The sequence below is a fragment of the Arthrobacter sp. 7Tela_A1 genome, from assembly GCF_049311065.1.
Lineage (GTDB): Bacteria > Actinomycetota > Actinomycetes > Actinomycetales > Micrococcaceae > Arthrobacter_B.
Genome location: NZ_JAXIOO010000026.1, coordinates 1 through 17990 on the forward strand (window position 1 = coordinate 1; position 17990 = coordinate 17990).

The window sequence follows — 17990 nt, forward strand, 5'->3', positions numbered from 1 at the left end:
CCACCCCCCACCGGGCGTTTACGTTGGCTCCCCCACGTAGGCGGCCGGCCCCACGGCGGGCCCCGCACCCCGCCGGGGCCCGCGTTTTGTTAGTGCTGGGTTACTGGCTTAGCGGCTGCACTTCACTGCGCCGTAGGACGCGGTGTAGTCGACCTTTTCAGCCTTGCCCTTACCGAGGAACTTGTAATGGGCGGTCAGTTCAGCGGCCGGAACGGACAGCTGGCGGGTCTTGATGACCGCCGTCGTCGTTTGTCCCGGCTCGAGCTTCATGACCTTGGCGTTGCCGTGCGGCGACTTGATGTCGATGTCCGCGCGGCGGTCGCCGTTGTTGGTGAGGGTCACCGTGATCTCAGCCTTGAACGCATTGCACTTGCTCGCGGCGCTGACCGGGTTGACGACCTTCGCCGGAACGGTGATCGGCAGGACCTCGGCGCGGTCACCCAGTCCGGCGTTGCCGCTCAGGTCGCCGGTCGCGTTGTGCAGGTGCAGGAACAGGGCTGAAGCCTCCGCGGTGTCCTGACTGCGGTTCACCGTCAGCTTTCCGCCGTCGACGTCGGCAAAGAGTGCATCCGGCGAACCGCCGGAGAACCAGAGTGCCGGGTTGGCGGCGTCGAACGGAATGAACTCCGTCGAATCCACCGGGACGGTCTGTCCGTCGTCGTTGACGTTGTACAGGCTCCACGTCACCACCTTGTACTGCATCGGAAGTGACTCGGCTGCGGGGTCCAGCCCCAGGGCAGCCACGGAGACCGGGAGGGTCACGGCGTTGCTGTCGAAGGTGTTGGAGTCGGTGTTGCCCAGCAGGCCGTTGGCGCCGGTCTGGTCCACCAGGGTGATGGTGCCGTCCGGGTTCAGGCGGTAGGTCGAAACCAGGACAAGGTCCAGGTCATCGGCGCGGCCGGTGACGACCAGGAAGTCCGCCGCACCGTCCATGTTTGTGTCGATCTCGACGTTGACCTCGTTGTGGCCGCCCAGGATGGGCCAGTTCTCCCACGTGCTCAGGCCAAAGTTCACGACGGCGTCGAGCGGGTCGCCGCCGGCTGCCTTGACGGAAGGGATCGTCGAAGATGCTCCGACTGCCGAAAGATCCATCGAGTTCATGGATTCGAGCGCCAGGTCATCGCGCTTCTCGCTTTGTGCTCCCAGGACCAGGGGTGATACCAGGGAAAGGTAGGTCGAGGTGTCGGAACCCTGGAGCAGGCTGCGGCCCGTCAGGGTGACGTCAGCGGAGAGTGCCTCGGAATCAGCGAAACTGATTTCCGTGCCTGCGCTCATGTCGGACGTCGGCTTGGGAGCCGAGTAGACCGGAACCCGGAGCGTCGGAATGCCGGCGCTTGCGAGCTGGACGCGGCCGGAGACATCGGCAAGGAACTGCCGCGGCAGGCCAAGCTGCTCAGTGTCAGCTGCAGGGTCGATGGTCTTGGCCAGGGCCGTCGGATCAGTGACCGTGAGCGTTACGTCCACAGTTGCCTTGGCGTTGGCGCCAACGCTGACGCTGGGAGCCGTGGTGATTTCCACGCCGGGCATGGTGGATGCCGGCAGGTAGCTGACATCAAAGTTGCGCGGGCGGTCCGACTTGTTCTGGACCGTGACCTTGCGGGTAACGGTCAGCGCATCGGCGCCAACCTCCAGGACACCGAAGTTGACGCTCGTGAGCGTCTGGTCCTCGGAGTCGTAGGCCATGACCTTGGAGTTCACGGCGTCAAGGACATCCACGCGGCCGGAACCGACACGGTTAGGACCGTGCACGGCGCCGTTGGCGGCCAGGACGTCATGGGTGGCCGTGTTCATGATGGTGTTCTTGACCTCGTACGGGCTGTAGTCCGTAGCGGCGTAGAGCAGGGCAGCCAGGCCGGCGACGTGCGGCGTAGCCATGGAGGTACCGCTGCTTACCGAGGCGCCGTTGCCGGAACCGACGTTCGCTGAGCCGATCGACGAACCGGGGGCAGCGACGTCGGGCTTCACCACGCCGTTGGAGCCGTGCAGGCCGCGGGAGGAGAAGGAGCTCACCGTGTCCAGCGCGTTGGAGGGGCCGGTGGCGGTGCCCATGAACGCAGGGTCGAGGCGCACAGCCAGGGAACCCTCGACGGCGGCGGGACGCAGCCGTTCGGAGGACTCACGGTTGAGCTGGATGCCAGGAAGCGTGGTGTTGCCGCCGATTCCGGCGTCGAACACGTCGCGGGGAGAGTCCAGGACGACGCCGGTTGCGCCGGCAGCCTCTGCGTTGTTGAACCGGACGCCTGAACCACAGGGGAACGCGCCGTTTTCGTCTTCCCACTGGATCCAGACCCATTTGTCAGTCAGGGAACCGGCCGGGAAAGCGGTGCAGCCGAAAGCATTGGACGCAGGGGCCACCACGACGTCGCCGGTCAGCCGTTCAGGAGAAACGGCGGGATCCGAGTAGTTGAAGTTCACGGAGTACTGTCCGGCAGCGGTGGTGGTGCCCGTGGATTCCTCAGCGCTGATGATTTCGGCGCGGTCCAGCGAAATCTGCGAACCGATGGAGCTGGCCACAGTCAGGGAGGACTTTGCGTTGCCGGGGGAACCGCCAACGTTGTAGACGTCGCCGGCGTTGCCGGAAGCGACTACGGAGAGGATGCCCTGCTCGGTCAGCTTGTCCACGATGTCATTCTCGGGATCATCGACAGGGGCGTAGTCGGAGCCCAGGGACATGTTCACGACCTGCGCGCGGTCGGAGAAGTCGCCGTCGCCGTTCGGGTCAAGGACGTAGTCAAGGGCCTGGCCCACTACCTCGGAGGAACCCGTGCAGCCGAAGACACGGATGCTGACCAGCTGCGCTTCCGGAGCGGAACCCGGGCCGATCCGCATGTCGTTGACGTCCGCCGCTGTCAGCGAGGAGTAATCGCCCTTGAACGTGGCGCCGTCAGAGCCTGTTCCGTAGCCGGCGGCTGTGCCTGCCACGTGGGTGCCGTGGCCCTGGCAGTCCATCGGGTTGAGGTCCGGCTTGGGGATCGGCTGGTAGTCCGCCGCTGACGGGTCGGCGTTGTAGTCATCGCCCACCAGGTCGTAGCCGCCGATGAACTTGTCCGTGTCGATCAGGCCGCTGTCGGCAGCAGGGATAACCGGGGAAGCCTGGGCTGCCTCGTAGGCCTCGATGGTTCCGGGGCCGCCGAAGTCGCTGTGCGTGTAATCGATGCCGGTGTCCAGGACGGCGATGGTGACGCCGTTGCCGGTCTGCTGGCGCTCGACCCAGGTGTTAAGGGCGCGGGTATCAATATCCGCACCCTTGTTGTCGATTGTCTTGGGGACGATCCGGGTGATCTTCGCGACGTCGTCGCGCTCTGCCAGGGCCTTGATGGCTTCTGCATCGCCGACGATGCCCACGCCCGGAAGGCTGTTGGTGGTGGTGTAAAGGGTGCTTGCGTCCGCTTCCGCGGCCACCGATTCAGCCTGGGATTCAATGGCTGACCGGATCTGCTGGACCCGGGGAGCGTCAGCTACCGGCTCCCGCTTGCCTTCCTTGACTGCGTCCGGCTGGGTCTGCTCGAAGGCGCCTTCGCCGGTGAACTGGACGTAGACGGAGACTTCCCCGTCAACGCCGCGGAGGCTCGGGGATACCTTTTGCTCCGCAAACTTTTCAACCGTGAATCCCTGGGCAGCGCCATCGGCGCCTGTCGTTTCAGTTGCCTGGGCCGGTAGGCCAAGGCCTGCTGTGAGTGCGAGTCCGGCGACGGCGGCTGTTGCCGCTGCTCCCGGCCTGCGATGAATGGACCGTCTCATTGTGCTCCTTGAACGTTCCGCCGCGTGCTACCGGAAGAACGCCGTCGAAGACCTAGAGACTAGAGACTTGTAACGCCACCTGCCGGCTGCTGACACACGTGACAGCTTTCCCTTTGTGCCCCCAACCCCCGTTGCGGGGTGTCAGCATGCACCTTCGGCCCCCAAATTGCCTGCAGCCGTAGGCACACCCTAATCGAGCAAACGGGCACCGCAAAGATATTCGTTTATGAGGCTGTATTAACCCGTTTTCCCTTGACAGCGGCCATATTTCAAGTGCTAATGCTGCCCCGAAAGCCGCAATCTGTCCTGCGACATACAGCGTCTGTTGCTTGCGGCAACTCAGTGGCGGAACTAGCATGTGACTTGTCTCACCAACTATCTATGGACATAGATAGTTGGTTTCCATGTTTCGTTTGCAGAGGACCTCTCGTGACTGTTTCCGCCTCAAAGTCGACCACCACCGCCAAACTCATGTCCCACCCGCTCAACGCCTGGTACGTTGCGGCCTGGGATCACGAGGTCAGCTCCAAGGGAATCCTGGCCCGCACCGTCGCAGGCCGACCGCTGGCTATCTACCGCACCGCAGACGGACGCGCGGTTGCCCTCGCAGATGCCTGCTGGCACCGGCTGGCACCGCTCTCCCAGGGCAAGCTGATCGGCAAGGATGAGATCCAGTGCCCGTACCACGGCCTGCGCTACAACTCCGCGGGCCGCTGCACTTCCATGCCTGCCCAGGAAACACTGAACCCCTCCGCCACCGTTCCTTCGTTCCCCGTGGTGGAGCAGTACCGCTACGTCTGGGTCTGGCTGGGCGACCCCACCATGGCCGATCCCACCCTGGTCCCGGATATGCACCAGCTGGCCAGCCCGGAGTGGGCAGGCGACGGCGAGACGATCCACGCTCCCTGCAACTACCAGCTGGTGCTGGACAACTTGATGGACCTGACCCATGAGGAATTCGTGCACAGTTCCTCCATTGGCCAGGAAGAGCTCAGCGAATCAGAGTTCGAGGTCACGCACGACGAAAACTCCGTCACGGTGACCCGGTGGATGCACAACATTGATGCACCTCCCTTCTGGCTGAAGAACATGCGGGACAAGTTCCCCGGTTTTGAGGGCAAGGTGGACCGCTGGCAGATCATCCACTACTACTTCCCGTCGACCATCTGCATTGACGTGGGAGTTGCCGAAGCCGGTACCGGCGCTCCGGAAGGGGACAGGTCACGGGGCGTCAACGGCTACGTCATGAACACCATCACACCGGAGACCGAACGGTCCTCTCACTACTTCTGGGCCTTCATGCGCAACTACAGGCTGGACAGCCAGCTCATCACCACGCAGCTGCGCAACGGCGTCCACGGCGTCTTCGGCGAAGACGAGGCGATGCTGCAGGCACAGCAGGCCGCCATCGACGCCAACCCGGACTATGAGTTCTACAGCCTGAACATCGACGCCGGCGGCATGTGGGTCCGGCGCCTGCTGGAGCGAGCGCTGGAAGCCGAAGGCCGTCTGGCCGCGGCTCCCGGCGCCTGAGGGGACAGCGCCTGTGGCTGACTCCAATTCCCAGGTGTGGCAGCGCGGAACGGTGCACTCCGCCGAGGAGATTGCCGCCGGAATCCGGCGGATCGTCCTGCGCCCCGACATGCCCCATGCCGTCCGGCCCGGCGAGCACATAGACGTCCGGGTCCTGATCGGCGGTTCTGCCTCGATCCGCTCCTACTCAGTGGTTGATTCCAGTCCCGACGGCTCGGAGCTGGCGATCAGTGTTTTCCTCAGTCCAACGTCCAGGGGCGGGTCCGCGTTCATGCATCAGCTCATGCCCGGAGACGTACTGGAGATGACGCAGCCGCTGCAGAATTTCCCGCTGCGCGTGGGTGCTCCCAGCTACGTCCTGCTGGCCGGTGGCATCGGGATCACGGCCATCCTCGGCATGGCTGCGCTGCTCCGGCGACTGGGAGCGGACTACCGGCTGGTCTATGCGGCCCGGTCCCGCAAAGCCATGGCGTATGCCCGCGAGCTCGCCGCACTTCACGGTGAGCAGCTGGAGATCCATTTGGACGATGAAGGCACTGCCCTCGATGCGCGTGCCCTGGTCAACAATGTGCCCGAATCGGCCGAGCTCTACATGTGCGGTCCCATTCGGCTCATGGACGCCGTGCGGCGGTCCTGGATCGAACGCGGACTGGACCTGACCAACCTGCGCTACGAAACATTTGGGAACAGCGGATGGTTCGAGGCCGAACCGTTTACCGTGCGCGTTCCCCGCCTTGGCGTCCAAGCGACCGTCCATTCAGACGAATCGATGCTCGAAGCGCTCGAGCGTACCGGCCTGGACATGATGTTCGACTGCCGCAAGGGGGAATGCGGACTGTGCCAGGTCCGGATCCTGGACCTTGAGGGCCGGATCGACCACCGGGACGTCTTCTATTCCGACCGGCAAAAAGAACCCAATACCAAGATGTGCTGCTGTGTCTCCCGCGCGGTCGCGGACGAAGAGCGCACGACGCCGGCCACCGTCACCATCGACATTTCCTGAAAGGTCCATTGTGGACATCCGCAACAAAATTGATATCTCCGCTATGTCGCCCTATCAATGGGTCATCGTCGCCCTGGCCGCCTTCCTCAATGCCCTCGACGGCTATGACGTCCTGGCCATGGCGTTTACGGCAACATCCGTGACCGAAGAATTCGGCTTGTCCGGATCCCAGCTCGGCTGGCTCCTCAGCTCCGGCCTGATCGGCATGGCAGCCGGTGCCCTTGCCTTTGGGCCGTTCGCAGATCGCCTGGGACGCCGCCGGATGCTGCTGGCCGCCCTGGCGGTGAATGCACTGGGTCTTTTCCTGTCTTCGATTGCCGGCTCCGCACTGGAGCTGGGATTGTGGCGCATTATCACCGGACTCGGGGTGGGCGGCATCCTGGCCACCGTCACGGTGCTCACGAGCGAGTACTCCAACAACCGCTACCGTGGCCTGGCCGTGAGCATTTACACGGCAGGTTATGGCTTAGGTGCAACCTTGGGCGGGATGGGCGCAACGGCGCTCATCCCGGCTTTCGGCTGGCGCTCGGTCTTCCTGACGGGCGGGCTCCTCACGCTCGCCGCGCTCGTCCTGGTGGTTGCCCTCGTGCCTGAATCCGTGGATTACCTCCGCACCAGGCGTCCGGCCAATGCGCAGCGGGAACTGGAGCGCATTGTCCGCCGCCTGCGGATCCAGGGCCCGGTGGAACTCGGCAGCCCGCCGGCGTCCGAGGGACCGGGCAAGAACAGCGTGGCGCAGCTTCTGGGCAGCCGCTACCGTGCCACCACGCTGCTGCTTTGGTGCTCCTTCTTCCTCATCATGTTCGGCTTCTACTTCGCCAACTCGTGGACTCCCCGGCTCCTCGTGGAATCGGGCATGAGCGAGCAGCAGGGAATCATTGGCGGACTCATGCTGACGATGGGAGGGACGTTCGGCTCCCTGCTGTACGGAGCTCTCACCACCAAGTGGAATTCCCGGCTGACCCTGATCGCCTTCACCGTGCTGTCGGCCGGAACCCTGGTGCTGTTCATCACCACCACCTCGATCCCGGCCCTGGCCTTCTCGGCAGGCGTGCTGGTCGGCATGCTCATCAACGGCTGTATTGCCGGCCTCTACACGGTGACACCGCAGGCCTATGACTCATCGGTACGCACCACAGGCGTTGGCTGGGGCATTGGTGTCGGCCGCGTCGGCGCCATTCTCGCCCCCATCCTGGTGGGTGCGCTGCTCGATGCCGGCTGGACGCCCACGGCCTTGTATGTGGGCGTTTCCGCAGTCGTCGTGTTCGCCGCGCTGGCCCTCTTCAAGCTCCGCCTAGAAGCGGGCGCCCCCTCCGAAACGGTGCCGGGCTCCGAAGCCCGGCCGGAGCCGCAGCCTGCATCCGAACCGGCCGGCCAGGCGGGACGCTAGCCGTAGTGAAGCAGCGCGTTAGTTACGCATGAAGAGGAGGAGAGCTAGCAGCCGCTGCCGTCCACGGCGCAGGCACCGCCTTCGGATACGACGGGCTGTAGCGGCTGGTGGCTTTCCGTCCACGCCTGGGTGAGCGCCTGGGTGAATACCTCTTCCGGCTGTGCGCCGGAGATTCCGTACTTCCGGTCCAGCACGAAGAAGGGCACACCGCTGACGCCGAGAGCACGGGCTTCGGCAATGTCCGAGTTGACCGAATCGGTGTATTCGGTGCCGGACAGGATGTCCCGCACGGCTTCGGGATCCAGGCCGGCATCGGCGCCGATCCCGGCCAGTACATCGTGGCTGGAAATATCCAAGCCCTGCTCGAAGTGCGCCGCGAGGAGTGCTTCCTTCACCGCTGCTGCGGACTGGGCTCCGCGCAGGTCCCGGGCCAGATGGATGAGCCGGTGCGCGGTGAACGTATTGGCGACTTTCAGGTCGTCAAAGCGGTAGTCCAGGCCCACGCCGGCGGCCTGCTCAGTGACGTGCTGCAGCATCCCGGACACCTGTGCGGGATCCATTCCCTTGACCTTGCTCAGGTACTCGACTTCGGAGCCTTCGAAGCGCTCCGGCAGGCTGGGGTCCAGCTGGTAGCTGCGCCAGCGGACCTCCACCTCCGGTGCATGCTCGAAGCGGGACAGGGCAGCTTCAAAGCGCCGCTTGCCAATGAAACACCAGGGGCATCCGATATCGGACCAGATCTCTACCAACACATTTTCGGCAACAACTGCGTAGAGGATTTCTATTCCCGGGACAAAACCAAAGGGCCAGCGGTGCCGGGACGGCGCGGCTGACCCTTTGGTTGCCGGCAATTAGAGCGCAGGGCCGCTGCCCGCCCCGCCCTGCCAGAGGGCATCAAACGGGGTGTTGGAAGAGACACGGTTGCGGATGCCTTCGGTGACGAACGCCTTGGCTGTGCGGGCCGCATCCAGGGGCGAGGCACCCTTGGCCAGTTCGGCAGTAATGGCGGCGGCAAGGGTGCAGCCGGCACCGCTGACAGCAACCTCGCCAACCTTCGGTGCGCGCAGCACCTCCATGGTCTGGCCGTCAAAGAAGACGTCGACGGCGTCGTCGCCTTCCAGCCGCACTCCGCCCTTGGCGAGGACAATGGCACCGGAGGCCTCGTGGATGCGGCGGGCGGCTTCCTTGAGGTCCTCGACGGACTCGATGGAATCCATCCCGGAAAGGGACATGGACTCGAAATGGTTCGGGGTGACAAACGTGGCCAGCGGCAGGATCTGTGCCTTCAACGCCTGGTCGGTGTCCAGGGCGGCGCCGGGTTCCTGGCCCTTGCAGATGAGGACGGGGTCCAGGACGATGTTCTTCCACTCCTGGCTCTGCAGCGCCTTGGCGACGGTGTCGATGGTGGCCGGGGTGCCCAGCATACCGATCTTGACGGTGCCGAGGTCATAGGCCGTCTGGATCGCTTCGAGCTGGTCGGCGATGACCTGGGCATCAACCGGGACGAAGCGGTGGTTCCAGTTGTCCTTCGGGTCGAAAGAGACGATACAGGTCAGCGCTGCAATCCCGTACGTACCCAGTTCCTGGAAGGTCTTGAGGTCCGCCTGTGCACCCGCTCCGCCTGTGGCTTCAGAGCCGGCGATGGTGAGCGTGACGGAAGGTGCCGTATGTGTGTTGAAAGACATGGGACCATCTTCTACCTAAAAAGGCGCGGCCCGCCACCTTGAGGCGCTGCGGCCCTCCACTGTGTCAGGCGGGGTTTACCGCCGCGAAGCGGCCTAGACGCGCACATCCATGAGCTGCCAGACGGCCAGCCTTCCCAGGGCCGAGGAGACGCCGATCGCCAGCGCCATCAGCAAAGGCACCCCGACAGCCCCGGCGATGAGGCCGATCACCAGCCAGGCCAGCAGTGTTGGAACGACGAAGAACGCCAGGACATGCAGCCACTGGTTTGGGACCCCGCGAAGGAACAGGCCCAGCACGAGGCCCACCGGAGCAGCAGTGACGAGCCCGATTCCGGCTGCATAGAAGGCAGCGATGATGATGATCCAGAGGTAGCCCCAGAAGTCCCGCGACGTTCCCCAGCCGATCCCTACAGTGGCCATCACCGCGACAAGCAGGCAGGCAATGGCATAGCCGGTCATGAACGCGGTGGGTCCGAAGGTGACGCGTGGTGCCAGGACCAGGCGTCCGGCACCGGGGGAGGGGCCGTTGGCACGGGCCGGATCGACGGCGTCGTCGCCCGCAGTTTCAGTCATGGACTCGCGCTCCTCGCAGCAGCTTGACCACATCTTCCACGATATTCCGGACAACCGGTAGGCGGGAGAGGATCACCAGCTTTGCCACGAGGGGAGCGGTGTTGGCTACCAGGCGCCGCGAGCGGACCTGGCCGGGCGAAGAATCATAAACCCAGAAGAGTGTGACGCCCATATGGACCAGCCAGAGGAGGTCCGGCAAATCGTCGCGAATGGCCAGCGGAGGTTGCGGCCGGGCTGCCTGGACGGCCTGGCGGTAAACGGCGATGGACTTGCCGCGGCCAATCTGCGTGGAGTCCCGGGGAAGGTCAGCCGCAGCACTCGAGGGCGAGTGGACCGGATACCGGCTGGTCCGGGGCACCGGAAGTGCGGCGGTCTTGAGGAACTGGTGTCCAAGCGAGTGGTACGGGCTGAGGACATCGAGGTTGGCCTGCAGGATGACGCGGAGGTGCTCGCCGAGGTTGTGCCCCGCGCGCAGCAGGGGAAGGGCCCGGGAACGGTGCTCATCCTGCAGCGAGCGGTACAGCTCCCCGACCAGTGAGTCCTTGGACGGGAAGTAGTAGTACGCGTTTCCCACGGAGACGCCGGCCGCTTCGGCAATGCCGCGCATGGTGGTGCGTTCGTAGCCCTGCGTACGGAATAGTGCGGTCGCTGTTTCAACCAGCCGTTGCCGGGTGGTTTCGCTCTTTGCCCCGGCGGCCATTGAACTCCTGTTCCTTCACTCCGCCGATCATTACACCACATATTTGAACGTGTTCAGAAATAAGGCGGAGCGGCCGACACAAGGCAGTGCCGGGGCGGGGAAGAGTACGCGGCCGGACCGTGGCAGAATTGACGCTGGTCTTACGACCGCCCGGGACAGCGGGCAAGTGCTAATACAGCGGGGCGAAAGCCTTGGCGAACCACTAACCGAACGGGATTACCCAATGTCTTCACCTACCCCGGACGCGGCCGTCACGGCTCCGGCGCCGAGCTACGCATCGCGCGGAAGCTCCCACTATGACCTGATCATCACCCTGATGTGCGTGGTGATCATCATTTCCAACATCGGGGCGTCGAAGGGCGTTGTCCTTGGCCCCGTCTTCGGTGACTTCAGCATCATCACCGACGGCGGGTTCTTCCTCTTCCCGCTGGCCTACATCCTGGGAGACGTCATCAGTGAGGTCTACGGCTTCAAGGCCGCCCGGCGGGCCATCTACATGGGCTTTGCCATGGCCGCCTTTGCCGTGCTGGCGTTCGCCGTCATCATCGCCCTGCCGGGGTTCGACGACGGCTACGGGATCGAGAAGCAGGCCGCGCTGGAAGCGGCGCTCGGGCCGGTATGGCAGATCGTGGTGGCTTCGCTGCTGGGCTTTTTGGCCGGGCAGCTGCTTAACTCTTTGGTCCTGACCCGGATGAAGGCGCGTTTCCGCGAACGTGCCCTGGCGGGCCGGCTCATGGCCTCCACCGGAGCCGGGGAATTCGCGGACACCCTGATCTTCTGCGCCGTTGCCGCACCGGTTATCGGCATAGCCGACGCCGGGCAGTTCGTGAACTACGTGATCTTCGGCTTCGTCTACAAGACCGCGGTGGAGTTCCTGTTTGTGCCCGTCACCTCAGCCGTGATCAAGGCGATCAAGAAGCGCGAACCGACGTACGGCCAGGTCAGCGCCTAGCTGTAATACCGGCCCAGCACCTGCTCCTTGAACTCGAAGAAGGTTCCGTCTTCAAGGGCCAGGCGTGCGTCGTCGACCAGCTTCACCGTAAAGCGCTCGTTGTGGATGGAGATCAGCGTATGGCTGACCATCTCATTGGCCTTGAAGAGGTGCTGGATGTAGGCACGGGAGTAATTGGTGCAGGCGTAGCAGTCGCAGCCGTCCACCAGCGGCCCAAAGTCCCGCTTGAACCTGGCATTGGAGAGGTTCTTCCGGCCGTACGGCGTGTAGAACGCCGAATTGCGGGCCACCCGCGTCGGGGAAACGCAGTCGAAGGTGTCGGCGCCGTTCTCGATCGCGGTGAAAATGTCATCCGGTTCGGAGATGCCCAGCAGGTGGCGCGGCTTGTCCTCGGGCAGCTCTTCACTGCACCAGCGCACGATTGTGCCCAGGTTTTCCTTCTCGAGGGCCCCGCCGATGCCGAAACCGTCGAACTCCATGGCGCCCAGGTCGCGGGACGCCTTGCGCCGCAGATCCTCATACTGGGCACCTTGCAGCACGCCGAACAGTGCCTGGTACGGGCGGTGTGAGCGCTCGGCCGTGAGTCGCTGGTGTTCAATAATGCATCGCTCAGCCCAGAGCCGGGTGCGTTCCAGGGACCGTTCCTGGTAGCCGCGGGAGTTCAGCAGGGTGGTCAGCTCATCGAACGCGAACATGATGTCGGCGCCGAGCTGGTGCTGGACCTGCATCGAGATTTCGGGAGTGAAGCGGTGCTTGTCACCGTTGAGGTGGGACTTGAACCAGACGCCGTCGTCATCGATGTGCGCCAGCCGCTCCTTGCCGGGCGCGACGTCGTCGTCCGCTCCGGTGGCGTGCGTGGTGCCGTCGGCGTTCATGTTGATGACCTTCTTGAACCCCGCGCCCAGGCTCATGACCTGGAATCCGCCCGAATCCGTGAAGGTAGGGCCGGGCCAGTTCATGAACTTTCCGAGGCCGCCTGCTTCATCCAGGATGTCCGCTCCGGGCTGCAGGTACAGGTGATAGGCGTTGGCCAGGACGGCCTGCGCACCAAGCTGGGCTACGGACTCGGGCAGCACGGCCTTGACGGTAGCCTTGGTGCCGACGGCGATGAACGCCGGAGTCTGGATCTCGCCGTGCGGAGTGCTGATGACGCCGGTGCGGCCCTGGAACTCACCGCCGTTCCCAGCGACGCGGGAGGCGGAATCGGGGGTGGTTTCGCGCAGGCGCTTACCGAGGGAAAAGGAAAAACCAGTGGTGGACACCCTCTTATTTTGCCTTACTGCAAAGGCGCCTTCGGTTAGAGGTCCAGGTTCAGGCCCCGGATGGCACTGAGTTCGGTCCGGATCCGGCGCTGGAGTTCCGCGTCGGTGTAGGCCTGGGAGCCGCCGTGGGCGCGCAGGTACAGCAGGGTGTTCAGGCGCAGGATCCGCCAATCGCGTTCGCTGTGCTCGTCGCCGGACTCGGCGGCCCGCTGCACTTCCCGGTCGTAGAGGTTGGGTTCGTTCAGCTGCCGCTGCAGCAGTTCCGCGGAGAGCTTGGCCTTGAGTGGATCCGACTCTGCGTGGTCTCCGGCGCGTACAGCCTGCGCAAAGGCCGCCGATGCATCGGAGTCACCGGCCTCATGGGTGATCTGGGCGGCCAGTGCCAGCGCCCCCTGGATCCAATTCCAGCGCCCGTAGTTGCCGTCAAAGCCCAGGCCGGTGATCAGGCCGCAGACCGCCAGGGCGTTCTCCGCGTCGCCGAGATCCACGTACAGGGTGTGGGCCAGGTCCCGGACGTCCTGCAGGTTGCTGCCAGCCTTGACGTTCAGTCCGCGGGCCAGCCGGGTGACCAGTTCCTTCACTGCCCGGTCCTCCGGATGGGCAGCCTCGGCAGCCGCCAGGACGGCGGCGTAGGTCTCCTCATCCGACGGGATGCTGCGGATTGCTTCGGAAGCGTGCTTCTCCGGGGCCGGCGCGGCGACGCGGACTGCCGAACCGTACGCAATGCGCAGCGATTCCCCGTCCTCCAGCTCGGCAACAACCAGTGCCGGGGTGCCGAGGTCATCCTCTTCGACCCGGACGGACGCCAGCGGTGCCAGGGTCAGCTCATCCAGGACCAGCCTCTGTCCGGGCACGAGGAGCTCGGCATTGACCCGGAAGGCATAGATCTCCGGCGCACTCTCTGACATGGCTGTTCCTTCGCGTTCGGACACTCGGACCAAAAGTATATAAAGACTCGGTAACGCCCTAGCGTCCCCAGCCCGCTGAGGCCAGTGCCTGACGCAGCAGGTCGCCGCGCCCACCGGCGAACTCCGAGTACACGGCCGGGCTGAGGGCCTCTTCCGGAGTGAGCCAGGACAGCTCCAGGGCGTCCTGGCGGGGATCACATTCACCGGTCACCGGGATGAGGTACGCCAGTGCGACGGCGTGCTGGCGTTCGTCGGTCAGCCCGGTCTGCGAGGGGGAGGGGAAGTACTCGGCGACGGTGAACGGAACCAGGCTCGGCGGCAGCTGGGGCAGTGCCAGCGGACCGAGGTCCTTCTCCAAGTGCCGCAGCAGCGCCGCGCGGATGGTTTCGCGGTACATCACGCGCCCCGACACGAAGGAGCGCACCATTCGGCCCTCCGGCGTGGCCTGGAGCAGCAGCCCCACTTCGGTGACGTAGCCCAGCGGATCGCACCGGACCGGGACGGCTTCGACATAGACCATCGGGAGCCGCTGCCGTGCTTCGTGCAGGTCCTCCTCCGAAAGCCAGCCGGGATACGGGTCAGGAGTGCGAACGTTCATAGGAGTGTTCTACCCCAAAGCGGGAGCACTAGTCATTTGACTCGCTCGGCTTCGGCCAAGGGCTGAATGAAGGCTGGCCTTCCGGCTGCTACCCGCGGAGCCTACGCTTAAGCGCATGAAGACGGAGCTGCCGGAACTGCTGCTTCCGGATGCAGCGGCATGGCGGGAATGGCTGGAAGAACACCATCTCCTTTCGGCAGGGGTCTGGCTGGTCATCGGCAAACGGGGCGGAAACGTGACGGCCCTGACCTATCAGAGCGCGCTCGACGAGGCGCTGTGCTTCGGCTGGATCGACGGCCAGGCGGCCCGCCGGGACGCCGAAAGCTACCGGCAGCGCTACACGCGGCGGGGCCCGAAGAGCATGTGGTCCCTGCGCAACGTGGGGCACATCGGGCGGCTCGAGGCAGCGGGACGGATGCACCCGGCCGGGCGCGACGCCGTGGCATCGGCGAAGGCGGACGGCCGCTGGGATGCAGCCTACGCCGGCCCGGCCAGCATGGAACTTCCCGCGGATCTCCTGGAAGCCATCGCCCAAGACGCGCAGGCACAGGCCATGTTTGACGTCCTCTCCTCCCAGAACCGGTTTGCGCTGGGCTACCGGCTGGGCATGCTCAAGACCCGCGAAGCGCGGGAACGCAACATTGCCCGTTTTGTGCAGATGCTGGGCCGCCGTGAAACGTTCTATCCGCAGAAGCAGTTTCCCGACTAGGAGTCCGCCATGTGCCGGCTGTTTGGAATGCATGCAGGCCTTTCCCCGGTGACGGCGACTTTCTGGCTGCTTACTGCCCCGGACAGCCTGGCTGAGCAGAGCCGCCGGATGGCCGACGGCTTTGGGATCGGGGTGTTCCAGGGGAAAAAGCCCGTGGTGGACAAGGCACCCATCGCGGCCTACGAGGATGCGGCCTACGCGTCGGCAGCCCGCACGCTCAAAGCCGAGACGTTCGTGGCCCATGTCCGGTACGCCAGCACGGGCGGGGCCGATCTGGTCAACACGCATCCGTTCCTCCAGGACAACCGGCTGCTGGCGCACAACGGAGTGGTCCAGGACCTGGACGTACTGGATGACCGGCTCCGTCAGCTTGAGGTGATGGACCTTGTGCAGGGCCAGACTGACAGCGAACGCGTCTTCGCCCTGATCACCGGGATCGCCAGGGAGAACGGCGGAGACCTGGGCCAGGCGATTGCCGGGGCCCTGACGTGGATTGCGGAAAACCTGCACCTGTACGCCGTGAACCTGGTCATCACCACGCCTGAGGAGCTGTATGCGGTGCGGTATCCGGATACCCACCCTTTGTACGTGCTGCAGGAAAGCGCCGACGACCAGCACGCGGCCAAGCATTCGTCACGGATCAGCGTGAAGAGCGACGAGTTGGAACAGCAAAACAGGCCCTCGGTCATGATCGCGACGGAGCGGATGGATGAGAACCCGAACTGGCGGTTGCTGGACTCCGGAGAGGTGCTGAGAGTCGGCCGGAACCTCGCGGTCGAGCGCTCGTTTCCACTCCCGGACCACCCGCGCCACCTGCTGAGACTCGCAGACCTGGACCCTGTTGCCGCCGCTTCCCAGCATCCCAAGAGAGCCGGCAAGGCTTAGATTTCTTCCCGAACTTCCCCGACCCCTTCCACGCGCACCACACGGACGGCAGCCTCCAGGACCATCCAGGCCTGCAGCTGGGTAGAGAGTTCGACGCCGCCGCCCGGGGGATAGCTTTCATCAGCGGATGTGCGCGGATCAGGTGAAAAAACAGGCAGCGCGTTGCGGGTGGCGCGGCTCTGCCACAGCCGCTCCGCCAAGGTGGTGACAAGGCTGCCCGCGAGCTGCCGTGCCGATTTATCCAGCGTCGGCGCCGCCGCTGCCTCTGCGAGATACCGGCAGAGGATTCCCGTGAAGAGCCCTCCGTCCCCGCCGTTGTGGGTCCGCAGTACCGGACCGCCGCCGTCGTCCTGCGCCAGGTGCGCCGCAGTTGCACGGACCAGATCAGCCGCCCGCTCCAGGTTCGCTGCCCCGCCCAGTTCCAGCAGTGCACCGAGAACGGGACCCTGGTTGTAGGTGTACAGGGCAGTTTCAATGCTCACCTGCCCGCCGGAACGGCGGACGCCGTCGAAATAGAGCCCGGTGTCCGGGTCCAGCAGGGTCTTGCCCAGCCAGTCGATAAGGTTCTGGGCGCGTTCCCGGTCTCCGCTGCGCGCAAAGTACAGCGCTGCAGGAGCCGTTGCGGGAGTGTTCTTGAAGTTGCGGCTGCGGTTCCAGTAAAGACCGCCGCCGAACTCCGGTGTGTGTGCCGACCGCAGTGCCGGACCGAGGGTGTCCCGGAGCCGCTGGTGGCGCGGCTTCGGCCCACGCGGGGGACCGGGCAGCGAATCCAAGCGGAGGGCAGCCAGTACCAGCCAGGCCATGTCGTCATAGAAGTGGTTGGTCCAGCGCCCGTAGTTGCGCAGGCGGATGGTGCGGACCAGGGTGTCCGCCAGGTCAATGGGGTCCATATCGGCCAGCGGGGCACGGTTGCGCAGGCCGGTATCCACCAGGAGATCGGCATAGTGCGCCTGCCACCAGTAATGCCACGGTGATGATCCGCGCGGCAGCGGCTGGGGCGCGCGAACGGCGGCAAGATGCGTGCCGGGAATACCGAACAGCCTGCCGCCAAACGCAGTGGTCACCATGCGGGCCGCGGTGTCGGCTCTCAGCTCCGCGGACCGGAGCAGCTGTGGGGAAGGCATGCGAACCACCCTAGACCCGGTGCGGACGCACGGACACCGTGCCGGGACATCCGATCCCCGCGGCTTGGGATGCGATGTGCTCCCGGTCACAGTAGGCTCAGTTGACCGCGTACAGACCCGCCCCCGCCATCCCAGGAGGAAAAATGCAGTTATCCGGCACTTCGGCCCTAGTCACAGGAGCAGCCTCGGGGCTGGGGCGGGCCACTGCACGCCGGTTGATTGACGCCGGTGCCGAAGTGGTCCTGGTGGACCTGCCGCAGTCCGGCGGCCTGGCATACGCAGGCGAGCTGGGGGGCAACGCACATTTCGTGCCCGGAGACGTCACGGACCCGGAGCAGATGCAGGGCGCCGTGGAGGCTGCCATGGCCGCTGCGCCGCTGCGCGTGGCAGTGAACTGCGCCGGCGTCGGCACTCCGGGCAAGGTCCTGGGGCGGAACGGGGTACTCCCCCTGGAAGATTTCACCCGGGTCATTCAGGTCAACCTCGTCGGCACGTTCAATGTCACCCGGCTGGCGGCTGCCGCCATGGCAGAAACAGAACCGGTAACGGACGACGGCGGGACGGCCGAGCGCGGCGTCATCATCAACACGGCGTCGGTGGCGGCCTTCGACGGGCAGATCGGCCAGCCGGCCTACTCCGCCTCCAAGGGCGGAGTTGCCGCCATGACCCTGCCGCTGGCCCGGGAGCTGGCCCGGCACCTGGTCCGTGTGGTCACGATCGCTCCCGGGATCTTTGAAACACCCATGGTGGCGGGGCTGCCGCAGGACGCGCAGGATTCGCTCGCCGCGCAGATCCCGCACCCTTCGCGCCTGGGACGGCCGGACGAGTACGCCTCGCTGGTGGAGCACATCATCAGCAATTCCATGCTGAACGGGGAAACCATCCGCCTCGACGGGGCTATCCGGATGGGGCCGAAGTAGGGCGTGC

At 65.1% G+C, this 17990-nt stretch carries 16 protein-coding genes; 7 read left to right on the plus strand and 9 right to left on the minus strand.

The features are described from left to right. Window positions 1-108: 108 nt before the first annotated feature. Window positions 109-3741, minus strand: coding sequence for a S8 family serine peptidase (locus TVB01_RS11555; RefSeq protein ID WP_422456057.1), 3633 nt, complete (start codon window positions 3739-3741; stop codon window positions 109-111). Between the two features lie 429 nt (window positions 3742-4170). Between TVB01_RS11555 and TVB01_RS11560 the strand changes: the two genes are divergently transcribed. From TVB01_RS11560 to TVB01_RS11570, 3 genes are read left to right on the plus strand one after another with little or no spacing between them, the layout of a single operon-like run. After that, window positions 4171-5274: a Rieske 2Fe-2S domain-containing protein gene (locus tag TVB01_RS11560; protein ID WP_422456058.1), complete on the plus strand. Its 1104-nt coding sequence runs from the start codon at window positions 4171-4173 to the stop codon at window positions 5272-5274. Window positions 5275-5287: 13 nt separating this feature from the next. Next, window positions 5288-6277, plus strand: a complete 990-nt coding sequence (locus TVB01_RS11565; protein ID WP_422456059.1) for a PDR/VanB family oxidoreductase — start codon at window positions 5288-5290, stop codon at window positions 6275-6277. A gap of 43 nt (window positions 6278-6320) precedes the next feature. After that, a complete protein-coding gene (locus TVB01_RS11570; protein WP_422456060.1) occupies window positions 6321-7667 on the plus strand; it encodes an MFS transporter in 1347 nt (448 codons plus the stop codon). Window positions 7668-7711: 44 nt separating this feature from the next. On the opposite strand, the gene TVB01_RS11575 is transcribed toward TVB01_RS11570, so the two are convergent. From TVB01_RS11575 to TVB01_RS11590, 4 genes are all read right to left on the minus strand, one after another. Continuing rightward, entirely contained in the window at window positions 7712-8419 is a 708-nt protein-coding gene (locus TVB01_RS11575; RefSeq protein WP_422456093.1) for a DsbA family oxidoreductase, read from the minus strand. A 99-nt stretch (window positions 8420-8518) separates the two neighbouring features. Continuing rightward, window positions 8519-9352, minus strand: coding sequence for a bifunctional hydroxymethylpyrimidine kinase/phosphomethylpyrimidine kinase (gene thiD, locus TVB01_RS11580; protein ID WP_422456061.1), 834 nt, complete (start codon window positions 9350-9352; stop codon window positions 8519-8521). 93 nt (window positions 9353-9445) lie between these two features. After that, window positions 9446-9925, minus strand: coding sequence for a hypothetical protein (locus TVB01_RS11585; RefSeq protein ID WP_422456062.1), 480 nt, complete (start codon window positions 9923-9925; stop codon window positions 9446-9448). Continuing rightward, entirely contained in the window at window positions 9918-10625 is a 708-nt protein-coding gene (locus tag TVB01_RS11590; protein ID WP_422456063.1) for a TetR family transcriptional regulator, read from the minus strand. The genes TVB01_RS11585 and TVB01_RS11590 overlap by 8 nt, the downstream gene beginning before the upstream one ends. 223 nt (window positions 10626-10848) lie before the next feature. Between TVB01_RS11590 and TVB01_RS11595 the strand changes: the two genes are divergently transcribed. Further along, window positions 10849-11577, plus strand: coding sequence for a queuosine precursor transporter (locus tag TVB01_RS11595; RefSeq protein ID WP_422456064.1), 729 nt, complete (start codon window positions 10849-10851; stop codon window positions 11575-11577). On the opposite strand, the gene tgt is transcribed toward TVB01_RS11595, so the two are convergent. The 3 genes from tgt to TVB01_RS11610 are packed head-to-tail and all read right to left on the minus strand — an operon-like array spanning window position 11574 to window position 14345. Further along, the gene (tgt, locus tag TVB01_RS11600) at window positions 11574-12839 is read right to left on the minus strand and encodes a tRNA guanosine(34) transglycosylase Tgt (RefSeq protein WP_422456065.1); all 1266 of its coding nucleotides are present in this window, start codon (window positions 12837-12839) and stop codon (window positions 11574-11576) included. The two genes, TVB01_RS11595 and tgt, sit on opposite strands and share 4 nt — an antisense overlap. Before the next feature lie 35 nt (window positions 12840-12874). Next, window positions 12875-13747 (minus strand): DUF6707 family protein, encoded by an 873-nt coding sequence (locus TVB01_RS11605; protein ID WP_422456066.1) that lies wholly within the window; start codon window positions 13745-13747, stop codon window positions 12875-12877. Window positions 13748-13805: 58 nt separating this feature from the next. Next, window positions 13806-14345 carry an NUDIX hydrolase family protein gene (locus TVB01_RS11610; RefSeq protein WP_227896245.1) on the minus strand — a complete coding sequence of 180 codons (540 nt, stop codon included), beginning with the start codon at window positions 14343-14345 and terminating at the stop codon, window positions 13806-13808. A 115-nt stretch (window positions 14346-14460) separates the two neighbouring features. On the opposite strand from TVB01_RS11610, the gene TVB01_RS11615 reads away from it, so the two are divergent. Together TVB01_RS11615 and TVB01_RS11620 are read left to right on the plus strand one after the other, a co-directional pair. Beyond that, window positions 14461-15054, plus strand: coding sequence for a YdeI/OmpD-associated family protein (locus tag TVB01_RS11615; protein ID WP_422456067.1), 594 nt, complete (start codon window positions 14461-14463; stop codon window positions 15052-15054). Window positions 15055-15063: 9 nt separating this feature from the next. Then, window positions 15064-15939 carry a class II glutamine amidotransferase gene (locus TVB01_RS11620; protein WP_422456068.1) on the plus strand — a complete coding sequence of 292 codons (876 nt, stop codon included), beginning with the start codon at window positions 15064-15066 and terminating at the stop codon, window positions 15937-15939. On the opposite strand, the gene TVB01_RS11625 is transcribed toward TVB01_RS11620, so the two are convergent. After that, on the minus strand, window positions 15936-17063 hold the full coding sequence (locus TVB01_RS11625; protein ID WP_422456069.1) for a glycoside hydrolase family 76 protein: 1128 nt from the start codon (window positions 17061-17063) through the stop codon (window positions 15936-15938). The two genes, TVB01_RS11620 and TVB01_RS11625, sit on opposite strands and share 4 nt — an antisense overlap. 143 nt (window positions 17064-17206) lie before the next feature. Here TVB01_RS11625 and TVB01_RS11630 point away from each other — a divergent pair, with 143 nt between their 5' ends. Continuing rightward, window positions 17207-17983: an SDR family NAD(P)-dependent oxidoreductase gene (locus TVB01_RS11630; protein WP_422456070.1), complete on the plus strand. Its 777-nt coding sequence runs from the start codon at window positions 17207-17209 to the stop codon at window positions 17981-17983. Window positions 17984-17990: the final 7 nt, after the last annotated feature.